General features: G+C 63.3%; 18 protein-coding genes. 5 read left to right on the top strand and 13 right to left on the bottom strand.

Translation table 11 applies throughout. From position 1 onward, the window contains the following. Positions 1-167: 167 nt before the first annotated feature. The 3 genes from D3242_RS05175 to D3242_RS05165 form a co-directional block, all read right to left on the bottom strand. A complete protein-coding gene (locus tag D3242_RS05175; protein WP_038647636.1) occupies positions 168-764 on the bottom strand; it encodes a LysE family translocator in 597 nt (198 codons plus the stop codon). A 119-nt stretch (positions 765-883) separates the two neighbouring features. Continuing rightward, on the bottom strand, positions 884-1,459 hold the full coding sequence (gene ilvN, locus D3242_RS05170; RefSeq protein ID WP_013894763.1) for an acetolactate synthase small subunit: 576 nt from the start codon (positions 1,457-1,459) through the stop codon (positions 884-886). A 78-nt stretch (positions 1,460-1,537) separates the two neighbouring features. Continuing rightward, a complete protein-coding gene (locus D3242_RS05165) occupies positions 1,538-3,319 on the bottom strand; it encodes an acetolactate synthase 3 large subunit (protein ID WP_081296079.1) in 1,782 nt (593 codons plus the stop codon). 501 nt (positions 3,320-3,820) lie between these two features. Between D3242_RS05165 and D3242_RS05160 the strand changes: the two genes are divergently transcribed. Further along, positions 3,821-5,623, top strand: a complete 1,803-nt coding sequence (locus D3242_RS05160; protein ID WP_064983881.1) for an NAD(P)/FAD-dependent oxidoreductase — start codon at positions 3,821-3,823, stop codon at positions 5,621-5,623. Positions 5,624-5,899: 276 nt separating this feature from the next. Here D3242_RS05160 and tmpB read toward each other — a convergent pair whose 3' ends face one another. Then, positions 5,900-6,484 carry a (R)-1-hydroxy-2-trimethylaminoethylphosphonate oxygenase gene (gene tmpB, locus D3242_RS05155; RefSeq protein WP_038647641.1) on the bottom strand — a complete coding sequence of 195 codons (585 nt, stop codon included), beginning with the start codon at positions 6,482-6,484 and terminating at the stop codon, positions 5,900-5,902. Then, positions 6,481-7,632, bottom strand: a complete 1,152-nt coding sequence (gene tmpA / locus D3242_RS05150; protein WP_019858997.1) for a 2-trimethylaminoethylphosphonate dioxygenase — start codon at positions 7,630-7,632, stop codon at positions 6,481-6,483. The genes tmpB and tmpA overlap by 4 nt, the downstream gene beginning before the upstream one ends. A 117-nt stretch (positions 7,633-7,749) precedes the next feature. Between tmpA and D3242_RS05145 the strand changes: the two genes are divergently transcribed. Then, positions 7,750-8,637, top strand: coding sequence for a LysR family transcriptional regulator (locus D3242_RS05145; protein ID WP_019858998.1), 888 nt, complete (start codon positions 7,750-7,752; stop codon positions 8,635-8,637). Between the two features lie 5 nt (positions 8,638-8,642). On the opposite strand, the gene D3242_RS05140 is transcribed toward D3242_RS05145, so the two are convergent. Beyond that, a complete protein-coding gene (locus tag D3242_RS05140) occupies positions 8,643-8,951 on the bottom strand; it encodes a hypothetical protein (RefSeq protein WP_064983879.1) in 309 nt (102 codons plus the stop codon). 4 nt (positions 8,952-8,955) lie between these two features. Next, on the bottom strand, positions 8,956-9,519 hold the full coding sequence (locus tag D3242_RS05135; protein ID WP_064983878.1) for an XRE family transcriptional regulator: 564 nt from the start codon (positions 9,517-9,519) through the stop codon (positions 8,956-8,958). Positions 9,520-9,673: 154 nt separating this feature from the next. Here D3242_RS05135 and D3242_RS05130 point away from each other — a divergent pair, with 154 nt between their 5' ends. Next, positions 9,674-11,506, top strand: coding sequence for an ATP-binding protein (locus D3242_RS05130; protein WP_038647649.1), 1,833 nt, complete (start codon positions 9,674-9,676; stop codon positions 11,504-11,506). 250 nt (positions 11,507-11,756) lie between these two features. Here the strand turns inward: D3242_RS05130 and D3242_RS05125 are convergent, their stop codons facing one another. Both D3242_RS05125 and miaA read right to left on the bottom strand, forming a co-directional pair. Continuing rightward, complete coding sequence (locus tag D3242_RS05125) at positions 11,757-12,548, bottom strand: GGDEF domain-containing protein (protein WP_019859002.1); 792 nt, start codon at positions 12,546-12,548, stop codon at positions 11,757-11,759. A 105-nt stretch (positions 12,549-12,653) separates the two neighbouring features. Next, entirely contained in the window at positions 12,654-13,619 is a 966-nt protein-coding gene (gene miaA / locus D3242_RS05120; RefSeq protein WP_064984303.1) for a tRNA (adenosine(37)-N6)-dimethylallyltransferase MiaA, read from the bottom strand. Here miaA and serB point away from each other — a divergent pair. Both serB and D3242_RS05110 read left to right on the top strand, forming a co-directional pair. Further along, positions 13,609-14,496: a phosphoserine phosphatase SerB gene (serB, locus tag D3242_RS05115; protein ID WP_081296078.1), complete on the top strand. Its 888-nt coding sequence runs from the start codon at positions 13,609-13,611 to the stop codon at positions 14,494-14,496. The genes miaA and serB overlap by 11 nt on opposite strands. Then, entirely contained in the window at positions 14,493-15,065 is a 573-nt protein-coding gene (locus D3242_RS05110) for a GNAT family N-acetyltransferase (protein WP_064983873.1), read from the top strand. Before serB ends, D3242_RS05110 begins: the two co-directional genes overlap by 4 nt. 32 nt (positions 15,066-15,097) lie before the next feature. Here D3242_RS05110 and D3242_RS05105 read toward each other — a convergent pair whose 3' ends face one another. The 4 genes from D3242_RS05105 to hflK all read right to left on the bottom strand — a co-directional run bounded on the left by D3242_RS05105 (position 15,098) and on the right by hflK (position 19,034). Beyond that, positions 15,098-16,612: a DegQ family serine endoprotease gene (locus D3242_RS05105; RefSeq protein WP_019859007.1), complete on the bottom strand. Its 1,515-nt coding sequence runs from the start codon at positions 16,610-16,612 to the stop codon at positions 15,098-15,100. 149 nt (positions 16,613-16,761) lie between these two features. Then, positions 16,762-16,950: a DUF2065 domain-containing protein gene (locus tag D3242_RS05100; protein WP_019859008.1), complete on the bottom strand. Its 189-nt coding sequence runs from the start codon at positions 16,948-16,950 to the stop codon at positions 16,762-16,764. Between the two features lie 3 nt (positions 16,951-16,953). Continuing rightward, on the bottom strand, positions 16,954-17,919 hold the full coding sequence (gene hflC, locus D3242_RS05095) for a protease modulator HflC (protein WP_019859009.1): 966 nt from the start codon (positions 17,917-17,919) through the stop codon (positions 16,954-16,956). Further along, the gene (hflK, locus tag D3242_RS05090) at positions 17,919-19,034 is read right to left on the bottom strand and encodes an FtsH protease activity modulator HflK (protein WP_019859010.1); all 1,116 of its coding nucleotides are present in this window, start codon (positions 19,032-19,034) and stop codon (positions 17,919-17,921) included. The genes hflC and hflK overlap by 1 nt, the downstream gene beginning before the upstream one ends. Positions 19,035-19,184 lie beyond the last annotated feature (150 nt).

The following is a 19,184-nucleotide window of genomic DNA, read 5'->3' as shown; positions in this document are numbered from 1 at the left end:
TCTAGCGCAATCCACGGCTCATTGCCGTGATTTCGCCGAATAGATAGGACAGGCATTTGTTGGAAAAGGGCCAAAACACGGCATTACGAAGATTTAATGTGCACTGCACAATGAGTGGGCAGTGCGGTCATTGCCGCGAGCCGAAGCCCGTCGAACAATTGGGGGACCTATTTCAGCATCGGCCACAGCGTCGCCGCCAAGAGCACGCCCATGGCGATGTTGAACCATTTCAGCCGCACAGGATCCGACAGGAATCCCCGCAGTGCCGTGCCGAATCCCGCCCAAATCGAAACGCTCGGCAGGTTGACGATGGTGAAGGCGATCGAGATCAACAACACTGACAGGAACGGGTGCTCGGCATTGGCATAGACAGCCATGGCGGTGATCGCCATCACCCAGGCTTTCGGATTGACCCACTGGAAAGCCGCCGCATCGATGAAGCGCATCGGCCGCGCCTTCGTCTCACCCTTGCCGGCCAGCGAGCGCGACATGGCGATCTTCCAGGCGAGATAGAGCAGATATGCGCCGCCGGCGATCTTCAATCCGATGTGCAACACCGGAAACGCCGTCAGCACAGCGCCAAGGCCAAGGCCGACGGCAAGCAGCAGCACCAGGAAGCCCATACTGATGCCAAGCATGTGCGGAACGGTTCTGGCGATACCGAAATTGACGCCGGAGGCCAAGAGCATGAGGTTGTTCGGCCCCGGCGTGATCGAGGTGACGAGGGCATAGACGAGCAGTGCGAGGAATGCGTCGAGTGACATGTTATCCTCCCAGATACGTCAGCATTATTGTCTCTTATTGCTGGCTGCGCAAAGGCCAGCGCCTGGCCGCCGATCGAACCAGGCGTTGTGAGCGTCGGCCCCCTTGCGCGGTGGCGTGCCTACATGCCCTGCGGGCCGCGGTTCATCGCCGCCACGCCGGTGCGGCAGATCTCGACCAGGCCGAGCGGTTTCATGATGGCGATGAACTGGTCGAGCTTGGAGCCCTTGCCGGTGATCTCGAAGATGAAATGCTCGGTGTTGGCGTCGATGACGCTGGCGCGGAAAGCGTCGGCCAGCCGCAGCGCCTCGACCCGGGCCTCGCCGGTGCCGGCCACCTTGACCAGCGCCAGTTCCCGCTCCAGCGGCCGCTCCTGCCCGAATTCATGGGAGCGCACGGTGAGATCGACCACGCGGTGAACCGGCACGATGCGCTCGAGCTGATGCTTGATCTGCTCCAGCACATGCGGCGTGCCGCGCGTCACGATGGTGATGCGCGACAGATGCTTTTCGTGCTCCGTCTCGGAAACGGTCAGGCTCTCGATGTTGTAGCCGCGTCCGGAGAACAGGCCGATGACCCGGGCGAGTACGCCCGGCTCGTTGTCGACCAGTACGGAGAGCGTGTGGTTTTCCGGCCGCTCCGTTTCCTTGGCGATGAAGTAGGCGGAGCCGGTCGGTTGAAGGTGCTGTGCGTTCATGACATGGATCTCAAATTCTTGGTCTGATTTTTTGTTTGCGCACGGCTTCTTTCGACAAGCCCTGCCTTGGCCCGTCGATTACACCAGTTCCCTGCCCTTGGCGTCGATGGCGTTGGCCACGGCCTCGTCGGTGGCCTCGTCGGGCAACAGCATCTCGTTATGCGCCTTGCCCGACGGGATCATCGGGAAGCAGTTGGCGAGGTTCGCCACGCGGCAATCGAACAGCACGGGTTTCCTGACCGAGATCATCTCCTTGATGGCGTCGTCCAGCTCGTCCGGCTTCTCGCAACGTATGCCATGGCCGCCATAGGCCTCCGCCAGCTTGACGAAGTCCGGCATCGCCTCGGTGTAGGAATGCGACAGCCGGTTGCCGTGCAAGAGCTGCTGCCATTGCCGCACCATGCCCATATACTGGTTGTTGAGGATGAAGATCTTGATCGGCGCCTTGTACTGCACCGCGGCACTCATCTCCTGCATCGTCATCTGCACCGAGGCGTCGCCGGCAATGTCGATGACCAGCGCATCGGGATGCGCGATCTGCACGCCGAGTGCCGCCGGCAGGCCATAGCCCATCGTGCCCAGACCGCCTGAGGTCATCCAGCGGTTCGGCTTTTCGAAATGATAATGCTGCGCGGCCCACATCTGGTGCTGGCCGACCTCGGTGGTGATGTAGGTGTCCTTGTCCTTGGTCAGCTCGTAGAGCCGCTGGATGGCGTATTGCGGCATGATCACCTCGTGGTTCATCTTATAGGCGAGTGAATCGCGACCGCGCCATTTGGCGATCTGCTCCCACCAGGGATAGAGCGCCTTCTTGTCGGCCTTGGCGGTTGCCCGCCACAGCCGCACCATATCCTCCAGCACCCGGCCGACATCGCCGATGATCGGCACCTCGGTGTGTACGTTCTTGTTGATCGAGGACGGGTCGATGTCGATGTGGATCTTCTTCGAGTTCGGCGAGAACGCGTTGAGCCGGCCGGTGATGCGGTCGTCAAAGCGCGCGCCGATGCAGATCATCACGTCGCAGTCATGCATGGCCATGTTGGCCTCGTAGGTGCCATGCATGCCGAGCATGCCGACCCAGTTCTTGCCGGATGCCGGATAGGCGCCCAGACCCATCAGCGTCGAGGTGATCGGGAAACCGGTGAGGTCGACCAGTTCGCGCAGCAGATGGCTCGCTTCCGGACCGGAATTGATGACACCGCCGCCCGAATAGATGATCGGCTTCTTGGCGGTGGCCATCAGGTCGACCGCGGCCTTGATCTTCTCCAGATCGCCCTGAACCTTGGGCTGGTAGCTGGTGCGCGGTGCGATTTGCGGCGGGACGTAGAAACCCTTGGCGAACTGCACGTCCTTGGGGATGTCGACCACAACCGGACCGGGACGGCCCGTGGTCGCGACATGGAAAGCCTCATGGATGGTCGCGGCGAGTTCGTTGACGTCCTTCACCAGCCAGTTGTGCTTGGTGCAGGGGCGCGTGATGCCGACCGTGTCGCATTCCTGGAACGCGTCGGAGCCGATCAAGGAGGTCGGCACCTGACCCGTCAGGCAGACCAGCGGGATCGAATCCATCAGCGCATCCTGCAGCGGCGTCACCGCATTGGTCGCGCCGGGGCCTGACGTCACCAGCATGACGCCGGCCTTGCCGGTCGAACGCGCATAGCCCTCGGCCGCATGGCCGGCACCTTGCTCATGCCGCACGAGAATGTGCTCGACATCGTCCTGCTGGAAGATCTCGTCATAGATCGGGAGAACCGCGCCGCCGGGATAACCGAAGACATGCTTGACGCCATTGTCCTTCAGCGCCTGCACCACCATTTCGGCGCCCGTCATCTCGCGCCGCTCACTCTGTCCGTTGCTCATCGGTCTGGTCCCGTACTGTCGCCACTTGGGCGTTGCCATTTGGGTGTTGTTGGTCGTTTAGTCGTGTTTCGGGCAATAAAAAAGGCCCCCGAGGGAGCCTGTGTGTTGCGCATGGGAGGTTTTCGCCCGGCGGTTACACCGCCTTGCCCACGCGCCTTCCTACGAGAATGAGTGCCTTTTTCATGGTCGCGGACACTACGGGCCGGCAAGGCGCCCTGTCAACGGCAAAAATCGCGCCGGCGATGAAGGCGCTTCCCAATTCGACAAATGGCCCGTCACGATTTCGCGATGGACGCCGCATCGTGCCGACACCACCCCCATCGCCCGTCGCAAGAGCGCTCCAAACCGGCTCGCAAACCGCGTTCTCCAGATAAGTCCTTGAAGCCACGCGAAACTATGGTGGGGCGTGACGAAGGCCGTCCTCTCTGCCGATACTTCATCGTCCGGCTTGCAAGTCGGGAGGAGCCACCATGACGGCCTGGATTTCACGGAGGATAACTTATGCTCGACAAGGCCCCAAGCAAGAAACTGTCCGACCTGCTCGACCAATTCGGCGGCGCCCTGGCCGCCAATGACATCGACAGGGCTGTCGGTTGCTTCCAGGAGGATTGCTACTGGCGCGACCTCGTCACCTTCACCTGGAACATCAAGACCATGGAAGGCCGGGACCAGGTCCGCGACATGCTGAAGAGCCAGCTGTCGAAGACAAAGCCGTCGCATTGGGCACTCGCCAAGGGCGAGGACGCGACCGAGAGCGACGGGCTGATCGAGGGCTGGATCAGTTTCGAGACCGAAGTGGCGCGCGGCTTTGGCCATATCAGGCTTAAGGAAGGCAAGATCTGGACTCTGCTGACCACCATGGTCGAATTGAAAGGCCACGAGGAACCGGCCGGCTTCGCGCGGCCGATGGGGGCTAAGCATGGCTCGGGCAAGAACCGTCCGACATGGAAGGAAGAGCGTGAGAAGGAAGCCGCCGAGCTCGGCTTCAAGACGCAGCCCTACACGCTCATCATCGGCGGCGGCCAGGGCGGCATCGCGCTCGGCGCAAGGCTGCGGCAGCTCGGCGTACCGACCATCATCGTCGAGAAGAACGAGCGCGCCGGCGACAGCTGGCGCAAGCGCTACAAGTCGCTATGCCTGCACGATCCGGTCTGGTACGACCATCTGCCCTATATCGATTTCCCGAAGAACTGGCCGGTCTTCTCACCCAAGGACAAGATCGGCGACTGGCTGGAAATGTACACCAAGGTGATGGAGCTGAACTACTGGTCCTCGACGGAGGCCAAGAGCGCCTCCTATGACGACAAGAAGAAGGAATGGACCGTCGTCGTCCGCCGCGACGGCAAGGACATCACCTTGAAGCCCAAGCAATTGGTGCTGGCGACGGGACAGTCCGGCAAGGCCAATATGCCGAAATTCAAGGGCATGGAGAGTTTCAAGGGCGATCAGCACCACTCCTCGAAACACCCTGGCCCCGATGACTATGCCGGGAAAAGAGCCGTCGTCATCGGCTCCAACAATTCCGCCCATGACATCGCGGCGGCCCTTTGGGAAGCCGGCGCCGACGTCACCATGGTGCAGCGCTCGAGCACCCATATCTCCAGATCCGACACGTTGATGGAGATCGGACTGGGTTCGCTCTATTCGGAGCAGGCGCTGCAGAATGGCATCACCACGGCCAAGGCCGATTTGATCTTCGCCTCCCTGCCCTACAAGATCCTGCACGAGTTCCAGATTCCGGCCTATGCCGAGATGAAGAAGCGCGACGCGGCGTTCTACAAGGGACTGGAAAAGGCCGGTTTCATGCTCGACTGGGGCGACGACGAGTCCGGCTTGTTCATGAAGTACCTCAGGCGCGGCTCTGGCTATTATATCGATGTCGGCGCCTCCCAGCTGATCATCGATGGTTCGATCAAGCTGAAGAGCGGTGTCGCCGTCGAAGAGATCAAGCCGCATTCGGTTCTGCTCAGTGACGGATCCGAACTGCCCGCGGACCTCATCGTCTACGCCACCGGCTACGGGTCGATGAATGGCTGGGCCGCCGATCTGATATCGCGCGAAACCGCCGACAAGGTCGGGAAATGCTGGGGCCTCGGCTCCAACACCACCAAGGATCCCGGCCCCTGGGAAGGCGAATTGCGCAACATGTGGAAGCCGACGCAGCAGGAAGCGCTGTGGTTCCATGGCGGCAATCTGCACCAGTCGCGCCACTATTCGCAGTTCCTGTCGTTGCAGCTGAAGGCCCGGCATGCCGGCCTGCCGACGCCCGTCTACGGGCTGCAGACGGTGCACCACAAGGGATAGCGGGACTGGGTGGTCAGCTGCGGCCGGCACCAGGAAGGCGCGGCAAATGCCGCGCCTCCAGAATGCATCGCTATGCGCGCGGAATGTCTGTGACGTCGAGCGTTTCGGACCGGCTCGCCGGATCGAGGGAAGCTGGCTTGCCGACGAAGGCGCCGGGCTGCACCGGGGGGAACGCCTTCGGTATGACCGCGCTCTCGGCATTCCTCGGACCTGTGTGGCGTCACCGCCCCTTGCCCGTCGAAGCAGAAGCACATGGGTTTTGGTGATGAACCGCCGTTAGGCGTGGTTGGCGAAATCGCGCACCACGCGCTGCAGCAACGGCATGTAGTCGCGAAACGCCCGCGTCTTCATGTTCGCAACCTTGCCGCCCTCGTCCCAGATACGGACCCGCACCGCTTCCTCGTGGAACGGGTTTTTGCGGAAATCGGCCACCTCGTCGGCGCTCATTGGTCCGCCCTGCAGCGACAGCGTGTGGACCGAAGCCGGCGACAGCCTGGAGAAATAGGTCGGGTCGGTGGCGCAGAGATAGCGCTTGGCCGCGACATGCAGCCTCACACATTCGACGATGACCGGCGGGAAGAACGGCGCCAGCACCTCGCCGCCGGCCTCATCATGGTGCTTGTCCTCGACATCGTCGGGCGAATAGGTGCCGAACTCGCTGGTGTAGTGGCCAATGTCGTGCAGCAGCGCGGCCGCCACCAGCACTTCGGGCGCACCATCCTGCTCCGCCAGCCAGGCCCCCTGCAGCATGTGCTCGGACATGGTCACCGGCTCGCCGAGATAGGATTCCGCGCCCCGGCGCTCGAAAATGTCGGCGATGAATTCGACGATATTGTCCGCGTTCAAATCCTGGCCGCTCATTCCGCGGCCTCCTTGAAGCTGTGCTCGATCGCCGCAAGCGTCGACAGCAGGCCGTCCTTGTCGGCGTAGCAACCCTGCAGCCAGCGTTTGCCGGTGCCGGAAAACGCCTTGCGGGCATGCATGACACGCGTGTTGTCGACGATGAAGGCCTGGCCAGGTTGAAGCTTGAACGTCACTTCGAAGGCGGGATCCTCGATCAGCTCGGCGAACCGGCGATAGGCGGCATAGTAGGCGTCCATATCGGCGAACGACACGTCGACGACAGGCGCCAGCGAACGGTTGTTGAAGCGGATGCAGATCAGCTCGCCATCCGGTCCGAGCTCGATCATCGGCCGCTTCGCCTGCAGCCGCACGCCGGACGAGCCGGCATATTCGAAGCGCGCCGGACAGGAACTCAACAGCCGGAAGCCTTCAGCGTTTTCGGCCTGCAGCGCGGCCGCAACGGCAAAACCGTCGACCACGCTGGACTCGCCGCCCTCCACCGTGTTCTCGACACAGGCCAGGATCTGCAGCGTCGGCACCGGATCGCGATAGGGATTGTCGGTGTGCGCCTGGAGGCCGAGATTGGTGTAGGCGAGATTGTTCGGATTGACCTCGGCGCGCACTTCGAACCAGCGGCCGTAATTGGTCTCCCTGATATAGCCGAACAGGTCGGAGACCTTGCACAACGCCCCGGACTCCGCCGGCAGGCCGTCCATTACCGCAAAGCCGTAGGTTCGTACCGCCGAAAGCCATTCGCGCAGGACGCTGCGGCCATGAAAGGCCGCCTTGTAGCTGGCGCGCGGCACCGAATTCTGCATCGTCGCCTTGGTCCAGCGCTGGATGATATCGCCCGTCCAGCCGGGTTCGCGAAGCTCGTCGCGGTCATAGGCGTTGGCGCTGAGCCACTGCGCGGGAAAGCTGACCGTCTTTGCCTCCGGCACGAAGCTAACTTCCAGCGCGCCGCCCTTGATCGCGGCCGCGCCGATCCTCGTCTCGGCCGGAATGTCGAGGATGGTGATCAGCCGCTGGCCATTGCCGGCGCTGCGCGTCTTGTCGTCCAGCGCATTGTCACGCAGCCACATGGCGTGAAAGCGGGTGCGTCTCCCACCCTGCCAGCCAAGTTCGATCGTTCTGCCTTCGTCGCCAATCAGCGCGTGGGTGAGCATGGATCCGTTCCTGTCCTCTACGCCCGCGGCCCGGTCCGCAGGGTTTCGATTGCATGTTGGCAACAAGGCAGGCATAACTCAAATTATCATTTTTTAGCCAAAGACCACAAATTTCTAATGTCTCAAAAACCCATTCCCGCTCTGCCTCCCCTCGACTGGCTGCGCAGTTTCGAGGCCGCGGCACGGCTGTCGAATTTCACGGCGGCCGCGGCCGAACTCGGCCTGACCCAAGCGGCCGTCAGCCAACATATCCGGCTGCTCGAGGAGCGGTTGAAGACGCGCCTGTTCTCGCGGCTGGCGCGCGGCGTCGCGCTGTCGCCCGAGGGTGCCGCCTATCTGCCGCACATCCAGTCGGCTTTCGCCACCATCTCCAGCAGCACGACCGAACTGTTCGAGCCGCGCGCGCTGCAGACCGTATCGATCCGGGTGCCGATCTCCTTCGCCTTGCTGATACTGGTCCCGGCGCTGCCCGATCTCGCCCAGGCGCTGCCGCGCATCCAGCTCGATCTGGTGACGATCCATCGGCCGACCGATTACGACTTGCCGGGCTCGGCGCTCGACATCCGTTTCGGCAACGGCTCCTTTCCCGGACGCGAGGCCGACAGGCTGACTGCCGAGCGCCTTGTGCCGTTGGCAAGTCCGACCCTCGCCGGTGCCGCCGACTGGACAGCCCTGCCGCTGCTTCTGGTCGCCGGCGCGCGCGAAATGTGGGCGGAATGGTTCGCGGCCGCTGGACTGGCCGGCCACCCCCAGCGGTCGCATCGCTTCGACAGTTTCGTCGCGGCGATGGAAGCGGCGAGCGCTGGCACCGGCGTGCTTCTGGGGTCGCGGCCGCTAGTCGACGCTGCGCTCAAGGCCAGGAGCCTAGTGCCGCTTTCCGATTTCGAGCTCTCCAGCAGCTCAGGCCATTTTCTGACCAGCGCATCGACCGCGCGCCTGACCAGTGCCGAACAGGATTTCCGCCAGTGGTTGCTGGGGCACCTATCCAGAAAGGCCCCGACGTAGAGGCCTCAATCGAGAAGGCGCACGCGGCGTCGCTTGCGCGCGGCCTTGATGGCGCTGATCCGCTCGGTGTCTTCTTCTCGCAGATGCCGTCCACGCTCCAGGATCTCGAGCGTGTATTCCTCATAGGTCAGGCCCAGCCGTTCGGCCTTGTCCATGCGCATCAGCATGATTTCGCGGCTCGGCGCCTTCCATGCCTTGGCGTGCGCGACCTGCCAGGCCAGGAAAATATAGGGGTCGCCCTTGCCCCAGGGTGGCCCCTTATACTCATCAAGAGGCGGCCCCCCATTGTGGGAGCGCTTTGGCCGTCTCGCCATGATCTCAGCCCCTGACCAGCGCGACGAGATAGTCGGCGCCCGCCTCCAGGGCATGGAAGGTGCAGTCCGACGGCGCGCCGAGCGCCAGGCAGTCGCCGGGCTCGAGCCTGTGCACCACATCGCCCTCGGTGAATTCGAGCCGTCCGGAAATCAGCCAGATCTGCTGCTTGATGAAGGCGTAAGAAGCCGCCGGCAGACTGACCCTGGCGCCCGCCGGCAGATGCACCTTGATCAGTTCGAGCGGCATGTCGCCGGCCGGTGACAGATGCCGCCTGACATAGCCTGTACCGTGATCGCGCCACACCGGCTGATCGGCCTCGCGCTGCAGCCCGCCGCCTTGCAATTCCGCGCGCGCGATGAGGGTCGACAGCGTCATGCCGAACGCTGCCGCGATGCGCACCAGAAGGGCCGCCGTCGGGCTGGTCATGCCACGCTCGATCGTGCTCAGCATGGCCTTGGAAACACCGGACCGCTCGGCAAGCTCGGCCAGCGACCAGTCCCGCATGACCCTTTCGGCGTGGATCCGCCTGCCGATGGTCGAAGAAATATCGTTCGTTATATCGCCCATTCGTCCACTATAGCGAAATGCCTGAGATGGAGAAGAGCCGTGTCGCGACAATTTTCGCCAGGCGCTTAATCCTCTCTACACCATCCGACCTCATCCGGCCTTAACCCCATTCCGGTAGGGTCTGATATCAAGGGAAATGGGGATTGGCCTGTCCATGTATGTCGAACGCGAAGCTTCCGTCGGAGAACCGACATCGCAGGAGCGCCGCAACGCAGAGCAGAACGACCGGCGCATCCTGGGCAACGTCGTGCAATGCGACGGCGCGCGCGCCACCATCGCCGCCTATGCCGACGATGTCGACGGCGCGGTGACAGGCCTTTGGACGGTCGGCAAGATGATCTCGATCAATCTGGGCACGACCCGAACCGTTGGCCTGGTCTACGGCATCGGCAAATCGGACCGCGCCTGGAGCAGTGAAGGCCAGAACCCCATCGAGGTCAGCATCGAGCTGATCGGTGAAGTACGCGATGGGGCCGAGCCCGGAGCCAAGCCGATCTTCGACCGCGGCATCACCACCTATCCGCATATCGGCGCGGTTGCGCATCGCATCCGCAGCCGCGATCTGCAGGCCGTCTACGATCTGGCCGGCCGCCATTCCATCACCATTGGTTCGCTGTCGCAGGACGAGGCGATCGCCGCCAACATCGCCATCGACGACACGCTGGCGCGCCATTTCGCCATTGTCGGCACCACCGGCGTCGGCAAATCCACCGCCGTCTCCCTGCTGCTGCGCAAATCGATCGCGGCGCGGCCGGATCTGCGCATCCTGATCCTCGACCCGCACAATGAATTCGCGGCGTCGCTGCCGGAATATTGCGTCAAGGTCGATTCCAAGACGCTCGACCTGCCGTTCTGGATGTTCAAGCTCGAGGAATTCGCCGAGGTGCTGTTTCGCGGCCGTGAAACGGTTCCGGAAGAGATCGACGCCCTGCGCGACCTCATTCCGCTGGCCAAGAGCCTCTACCGCAACCCGAATTCAGGTGCCTATCTCAGGCGCGGCAACGACGCGTTGACCGCCGATACGCCGGTTCCTTACCGCATCGCGGACCTGCTCAAGCAGATCGACGAACGTATGGGCATGCTCGAAAGCAAGAACGAGCGCCCGACGCTCAAATCGCTGAAGACGCGCATCGAATCGGCGTCCGCCGATCCGCGCTATCGCTTCATGTTCAGTTCGCGCCTGATCGAGGATACCATCCACGAGACGATCGGCAACATCTTCCGCGTGCCGCATCACGGCCGGCCGGTGACCTGCTTCGAGATGGCCGGCATGCCTTCCGAAGTGGTCAACTCCGTCTGTTCGGTGCTGGCGCGCCTGGCCTTCGACCTCGCTCTGTGGAGCGAGGGCAAGCTGCAACTGCTGTTGCTGTGCGAGGAAGCGCATCGCTACATGCCGGCCGATCCGCGTCTCGGCTTCGCGCCGACCAGGCACGCGCTGTCGCGCATCGCCAAGGAAGGCCGCAAATATGGCTGCTATCTCGGCGTCGTCACGCAGCGCCCCGGCGAGCTTGACCCGACCATCCTGTCGCAATGTTCGACCTTCTTCGCCATGCGGCTCGCCAACGAGCAGGACCAGGCGATTATCCGCTCGGCCATCGCCGACTCCTCCGCCTCCACGCTTGCCTTCCTGTCGTCCATGGGACAGCGCGAAGCCATCGCCTTCGGCGAAGGCGTGGCGACGACCATGCGGCTGAAATTCGAAAGACTGCCCAGCCACCTGCTTCCCGGCGCGGCCAAGCGCGAACAGATCGAGTCGCCAAAGGCCGGCGACGATGTCGACCTGGTGGCGATCGTCGAGCGGCTGCGCAACGTGCCGAAACCGACGCCGCAGGCGATGGCCTTCGCCGAAGTGGTCGATTCCGGTCGCCAGGCCGGCGATCCCGACTACCGCAAGCCGGCAACCGGGCGCGTGCAATCGGATGACGATTTCGACATGCGCTACGGCCTGAAGCCCGCCACCTTCGGCCTGCGCCCCCAGAACGACTGAGCCTCCAGCGTCACGCCCATTGCCGGCAGTTCCGAGAAGCCGCGCCAAACTTCCATGGCTCTTCTTCGTTCGAACGCTTGGGTAAATCCCGTCAGGAAATTCGTCAGGCTGAGTCGGCTGGTGCTGATTTCGAGAACCGGAGCGGAGCGGACTTTTGGTCCGTAAGCTCAGTTCTACTGCGACGCAGTAGAACGGGGAAGCGCAGAAAACGGCAGCAGACGGCCGGCCTCACGAATTCAATGATGGGATTTTAGGCGCAGACGCGGTTGCGGCCCTGCCTCTTCGCCTCATAGAGCTGGCGGTCGGCACGGCGATAGAACTCCTCGGCCGTTTCCTTGCGGTCCCAGACGGCAAGGCCGACGCTGGTGGTGATCTTGAGCCGGACGTTGCCCGAAAGGATCGACATGTTGGCGATCGCCTTGCGGATGCGCTCGGCGAATTTGGCCAGCAGCTCCGCCTCCATGTTGGGCGTGACCACGGCAAACTCCTCGCCGCCCAGCCGTGCCACCACGTCGTGGAAACGTGTCATGTCCTTGAGGCAACTGGCGACGGCCCTGAGCACCTCGTCGCCGACATCGTGGCCGTGCGTGTCGTTGACCTGCTTGAAATGGTCGAGATCGAGGATCATCAGCCCGACCGGCTTTTCGATGCGGCGGAACTCCTCGAGATATTCCTTAAGCGCATCGTCGAAATAGCGTCGGTTCTGCATGCCGGTCAGGCTGTCTGTCAGCGCGGCGTGCTCGAGCGTTTCGGAGCGAGCGCTGAGCGAAACCGTCATGGCGCGCAGCTTGCCTTCTTCCGTCGCCTGTTTGCGGATCAGCGGATAGATGAAGAAGATGCCGAAAAACAGCGCGGTCGCAAGCAGCACGCCGGTCGCGAACAACAGCTTGTTGAGGTAGATGACCTTGTCCAGGCCCGACTGGGTATGGAGTTCCGTGGCGAAGGATTGCAAGAGCCCATAGGCGTGCAGCGTCACCAGGCCAGCGGCCAGGATCACGAAAATAAAGACGAAAAAAGCGGATTCCGCCTTATGGAAACGCATCTGCTCCCCAATGGAAAAGTGCCCATCGACCTTATGGCACGGACCGCCTTACGGAGCGTTAATCCCGGCAACTTCGGCGCGAACCCTTCCGTCATGGTCAACTTTTTAAGTTGCATTAGCAACAAGTGTTTGGATCGTGGTTTCGAGATCGTCACCGGGGCGCAATCTCTGCCATTCCGGCCCCAGCTGGTGGCGAAACCACGTCGCCTGCCGCTTGGCGTATTGCCGGGTTGCAATCTTGGCGCGCTCGATCGCCTCGGGAAAGCTCAACTCTCCAGCCATCGCCGCCTGCAGGTCGCGAACGCCGATCGCCTTCATCGCCGGCAGATCGGGATCGAGGCGAAGGGCCGCAAGCTGCCTGACTTCCTCCAGCGCTCCCTTGTCCAGCATCTGGTCGAAGCGCCTCTCGATGCGATTGACCAGCGCGGCCCGATCCGGCTCGATGACCAGGAAACGCGCCGTCTGCCTGTCGATGAGCGGCCGGCCGCGCTCCGCCTGCCATTCCAGGATCGATCGGCCGGAGGCGTCGAGCACTTCGAGCGCCCGCACGATGCGCTGGCTGTCGGTAGGCTTGAGCTGCATGGCGGCTCTCGAATCCTCGCGCAGCAGCAGGCCGTGCAGCTTGACCGCGCCTTGCTCTTTCAGCTCGTAGCGCCAGCGGTCGCGGATGCGCGGCGGAATGTCAGGCATTTCCGAAATACCCTCGGCCAGCGCGCGAAAATAGAGGCCGGTGCCTCCGACAAAGACCGGCCGCCGCGACAGCACGCCGTCGTCGATGAGTTTCATCACATCGCGCAGCCACGCGCCCGTCGAATAGGCGGTAGCGGGATGAACGTGGCCGTAGAGGAAATGCGGCACCCGTGCGAGGTCGGCCGCTTCCGGCCGGGCGGTCAGCACATCGAGCACCGAATAGCCCTGCATGGAATCGGTGTTGACGATGACGCCGCCTGCACGTTCGGCCAGTTCGAGCGCCAATGCCGACTTGCCGCTGGCGGTCGGCCCGGCTATCAGGATCGCGTTCTTCACGCGGCCTTCGCCCGCATCCGTGCCGGAATTCTCGATGCCGCTCATTGCCACGCTTGTTTCCCGTCCCGCTGACCGCGCCCTATCGCCGTCGCTTGCGAATATGGCCTCGCGGTCGGTGGGCGCAAGCACTGTCGTCTGGCTGGCCGAAGGCATTGCCTGCGATCTAGCCCTGCCGCAAGAGGCTGACACCGCCAATACCACGGCTACCCTGCGTGCCGCATTGGCCGGGGAACCGGTCGACCTGATCGTCCAACAGGCCGAAACGCGCCGCAAGAAAATCCTCATCGCCGATATGGATTCGACCATGATCGACCAGGAGTGCATCGACGAGCTGGCCGACGAGATCGGCGTCAAGGAGCACGTCGCGGCGATCACCGCGCGATCGATGAACGGTGAGATCGCCTTCGAGCCGGCGCTGCGCGAACGCGTCGCGCTGTTGAAGGGGCTCGATGCCGCCGTCGTCGACCGCATCGTCGCCAATCGGCTGACATTGGCCTCGGGCGGCCGCGCGCTGGTCCAGACCATGCGCGCCAATGGCGCCTGGGCGGCGCTCGTCTCGGGCGGCTTCGAAGTGTTCACGACCCGCATCGCGGCCATGCTGGGCTTTCAGGAGAACCGCGCCAACCGCCTGCTCGAACAGGATGGACGCTTTACCGGCCTGGTCGGCGAGCCGATCCTCGGCCGCGCCGCCAAGGCCGACGCGCTGCTCGAAATATCCGCACGCCTTGGCCTGACGCCGGCCGACGCCATCGCCGTCGGCGATGGCGCCAATGACCTCGATATGATCCGGCTTGCCGGCACCGGTGTGGCGCTTCACGCCAAGCCGACCGTGGCGGCGCAGGCCAAGGTTCGCATCGACCATGGCGACCTCACCGCACTGCTCTATCTGCAGGGCTATCGCCAGGAAGAGTTCGTCCAATGAAACCCATGCGCACCGAACGCCTCATCCTGCGCAATTGGGAAGAGCGTGACCGCGAGCTCTTCCATCGCATCAATTCGGACGAGCGCGTCATGGAATTCTTCCCGTTCCGTCGTGACCGTGCCGCGGCGGACGCCAAGATGGACGAATTCCGCGCCTGGATCGATGAGGACGGCTATGGCTTCGCCGCGGCCGAGATTGCCGCGACCGGCGAATGTATCGGTTTCGTCGGTCTCCTCGATACCGATCACGTGCCATCCCTGCCGGCCGGTACCATCGAGATCGGCTGGCGGCTGGCGCCCGAATTCTGGGGCAAGGGCTATGTCACCGAGGCCTCGGAAGCCTGGCTGGCTTACGGTTTCGAGACATTGGCCGTCGACGAGATCGTCTCCTTCGCGGTCGCAGCAAACCACCAGTCGACCGCCGTGATGAAACGCCTCGGCATGACAGCCGATCCCTCAGCCGATTTCGATCACCCCGACATTCCCGACAGCCACCCAAAGCTCAAGCGACATGTGCTCTACCGGCTTTCGCGCGAGAATTGGCGGGCAAGAAAAAAGGCGGCTGGTTAGCCGCCTTTTTTGGGAATCGCCGGATTGAAATCTCAATCCATCCGTATCGTCACGAAACGCAACTCACCGGTCTTCGACGCCAGCATCAGGAGCGCGTTCTTGCGGCCCTGCTCCTTCAGCGCGCCGATCCGGTCCATGACGTCCTTGGGCGTGGCGACCGATTCCTGCGCGATCTCGGTGATCACCTCGCCCGGCTGGATGCCGCGCTCGGCGGCGGCCGAATCCTTGGCCACGTCCGTGATGACGACGCCGGAGACATCGCCGGCGATGCTGAACTTCTTGCGCGTCTCGTCATTGAGCTCGCCGACGGTCATGCCGAGCACCGAGGCGGTCGAGACGGCTGGAGCCTGTTTGCCCTTGTCCTGGTCGGTGTTGCCGTTCTCGCCGCTGGCAAGCTTCTCGCCATCCTCGAGCCGGCCAAGTGTCACCTTCACCGTCTGCTCGACGCCCTTGCGCACGATCAGCACATCGACGGCCTTGCCGACAGGGCTTTCGGCGACCACGCGCGGCAGGTCACGCATTTCATGGATGTCCTTGCCGTCGAACTTGATGATGACGTCACCGGCCTGGATGGTGCCGTTGTCGACGGGGCCGCCCTTGATGACGCCGGCGACCAGCGCGCCCTTGGCGGTCGCCATGCCGAGGCTTTCGGCGATGTCGTCCGTCACCGGCTGGATGCGCACGCCGAGCCAGCCGCGCCGCGTCTCGCCAAACTGGCGCAACTGGTCGACGACGCCCGAGGCAAGCTGCGAGGGAATGGAGAAGCCAATGCCGATCGAGCCGCCGGACGGCGAGATGATCGCGGTGTTGATGCCGATGACTTCGCCGACGCTGTTGAACAGCGGCCCGCCCGAATTGCCGCGATTGATCGCGGCATCGGTCTGGATGAAATCGTCATAAGGACCGGAATTGATGTCGCGGTTGCGCGCCGAGACGATGCCGACCGTGACTGTGCCGCCAAGGCCGAATGGATTGCCGACCGCCATCACCCAGTCGCCGACGCGCATCTTGGTGGAATCGCCGAACTTCACCGCGGTCAGCTTGTGGCCCTTCGGATCGACCTTCAGCACCGCGACGTCGGTCTTGGTGTCGGTGCCGACCAGCGTCGCCTTCAGGGTCACGCCATCGGAGAAATTGACTTCGATGTCGTCGGCGTCGGCGATCACGTGGTTGTTGGTGACGACGATGCCTTGCTCGGCATCGATGACGAAGCCGGATCCCAGCGACTGCACTTTCTGCGCACTATTGTCCTTGTCGCCGCCGCGGTTCTTGAAGAAGTCGTCGAAGAAGTCCTGGAAAGGCGAGCCTTCGGGAAGCTGCGGCATCGGCACGGCGCCCGGCCCTTCCGTGCCCTTCACCGTCTGCGAAGTCGAGATGTTGACAACCGCGCCGAGCACGCCCTGCGCCAGGTCGGCCACCGAAGCAGGCCCATCGGCCGCGAAGGTTGGCGTCACGAAGGACGGGGCAGCAACAGTGCCGACAAGAAGCGCTGCCGTGCCGGCGATGAGCGTCCGCCGTGCCGCGCGCAAAAGGAGTGTGGATGTCATCGAGAAGCCTCCCGGTCTTTCTGAAAGAGAAAGCGCAACGGCGAAAACACCGCGTTGCGCTATGTTGGCAAAAAATACGGCACGTTTGCGGCTACGACTATCGGCAGAGGATTAATCCTCCGTTTTGCCGCGGACGAAAAACGGCCATCTCATCCGCCCCGCACCAGCCAGACGATGCCGACACCGATGGCGATCGCGACCAGCCCGGCGATCCGCAATGCGTTCTCCGGCATCGACAGCACCTCGCCCGCGAGCTTCCTCGCCAAGCCGGGAAAGCCGCCATAGACCAGGCCCTCTATGACGAGGACCAGGCCTATTGCCGCGAAAAAGTCCTGCACCGGCTATTTCTGGCCGGTGCTGGGTTGTGTCGTCGGCGCGGCGGGCGCCGTTGCCGGTGCGGCAGGTGCCGCCGGCTTCGCCGGCCCTTCCTTGCCATCCGGATCGCGGAAGTAGCGGAAGAACTCCGAACTCGGCGACAGCACCATGGTCGTCCCGGTGTTGTCCAGCGCCGTGCCGTAGGCATTCATCGACCTGTAGAAGTCGAAGAAGGCCGGGTCGCGCTTATAGGCATCCGCGAAGGTGGCGCTGCGCTGGGCTTCGCCCTCGCCGCGCAGAATCTCGGATTCCTTTTGCGCTTCGGCAACGATCTCGACCACTTCACGATCGGCGCGTGCCGTGATGCGCTGTGCCGCTTCATTGCCGCGCGCCCTAAGCCGGGCGGCCTCGGCCAGACGTTCCGCCTTCATGCGGTCATAGGTCTGCTGTGAGACCTCGGCCGTGAGGTCGGTGCGGCGGATGCGGACATCCTCGATCTGCAGGCCGAGCGAGGTGGCGTCGGGCCGGAGCTGATCGCGCACTTCACGCATCATCACGGCACGCTGTTCCGAGAGCGCCGCCTCGAAGTCGCGCAGACCGTAGACGCGGCGCAAGGCAGCGTCGAGACGCGTCCTCAGCCGCGCTTCGGCCAATTCGATCTGACCGGACACGGCGGCACGGAAGACGCGCGGATCCGAGATGCGATAGGCGATGAAGGCATCGACCTCATAGAACTTGCCACCAGACACCTGGACGCGGATGTTGTCGAGGTCGAAGCGCAGCACCCTGTTTTCGATCAGCTGCACCGTATCGGCGTCGAAGAACGAGAACGGCGCCTTGAAATAGATGCCGGGCTCGCTCTTGACGTCGACGATCTCGCCGAACCTCAACACCAGCGCCTGCTGGCGCGCATTGACCACGAAGACCGAGGAATAGATCAGGAACAGGATGACCGCCGCGACGACGACGAAAATGGGAAGACGGTTGGCCATCACTGGGTACCTCCCGTGTTCGCGGCAGGCGCGACCGGAGCCGGCGGTTTCGCCTGCAATGCCGGCAGCGGCAGATAGGGCACGACACCTTGTCCGTTGCCCTGCTCGACGATGACCTTGCTCGAGTCCTTCAGAACCTTCTCCATGGTTTCCAGATAGAGGCGCTTGCGGGTCACATCCGGCGCCTTGGCATATTCGTCATAGACCGAGATGAAGCGCTGGGCCTCACCTTCGGCTTCCTGCACCACACGGTTCTTGTAGGCGGCCGCGTCTTCGCGGATCTGTGCCGCCTCGCCGCGCGCCTGGCCGAGCTTCTGGTTGGAATACTGGTTTGCCTGCTCGACGAACTTGTCCTCGTCCTGCTCGGCACGCTGCACCTCGTCGAACGCATCGGCCACTTCGCGTGGCGGTGCTGCATCCTCGATCGACACGGCATTGACGTTGAGACCGGCCTTGTAGCCGTCCAACGTCGACTGGATGATTTCGCGCACCGACGCCGCTATGCCCTGGCGGTCATCGCGGAAAATGTCCTGTGCCGGCCGGCGGCCGACGGCTTCGCGCATGGCGCTTTCGGCAACCTGCCGCAGCATGCCGTCCGGATCCGAGACGTCGAACAGATAGGCACGGGGATCGGAGACCTGGTAGGCCACCGAAAACTGCACGTTGACGATGTTCTGGTCGCCCGACAGCATCAGGCCGTTGCCGCTGGTGTTGCCGCCGCCAATGTCGACGAGCTGCTCGGAAATCTTGGCCGTCTCGACGGTCTCGAGCGGCCACCAATGGAAATGCAGGCCAGGTTGTGAGAGTTCGGGCTTCGGCTTGCCGAAACGCAGTTCGACGGCGACCTCGTCGGGCTGCACGGTATAGACCGCCTGGAATGCCCACAGAACGACCAGCACCGCGGCGATCAGCCCGAACACCGCCGGACTGGCGCCACCGCCGCCGGGCAGAGCGCGCCGCAGCCGGTCCTGGCCGCGGCGGATAATGTCTTCGAGATCGGGGGGCGACCCTTGCGGGCCGCTTGGCCCCTTTGGCCCCTGCCCCCAGGGCCCCTGATTGTTACCGCCGCCGCCCCACGGGCCGCCGCCTCCGCCACTCTTGTCGTTCCAGGGCATGAATGTCCTTTCGCTTGGAATTCCCTCAAGCGCCGGAATTACGGCGCAAAATCCAGTGTTGTTCTTCTATAGGGACGCCACGGCACGCTTTCAACGCGATGCGCCGCCGACATCATCCGTTTTGGGCCGGTAGCGACCCTTTGTCGTCCT

The sequence above is a fragment of the Mesorhizobium jarvisii genome (assembly GCF_003601985.1).
Classification (GTDB): Bacteria; Pseudomonadota; Alphaproteobacteria; order Rhizobiales; family Rhizobiaceae; genus Mesorhizobium; species Mesorhizobium jarvisii.
The sequence above is the reverse complement of the archived record's forward strand: the minus strand, read 5'-3'. Positions and strand labels throughout refer to the sequence as shown.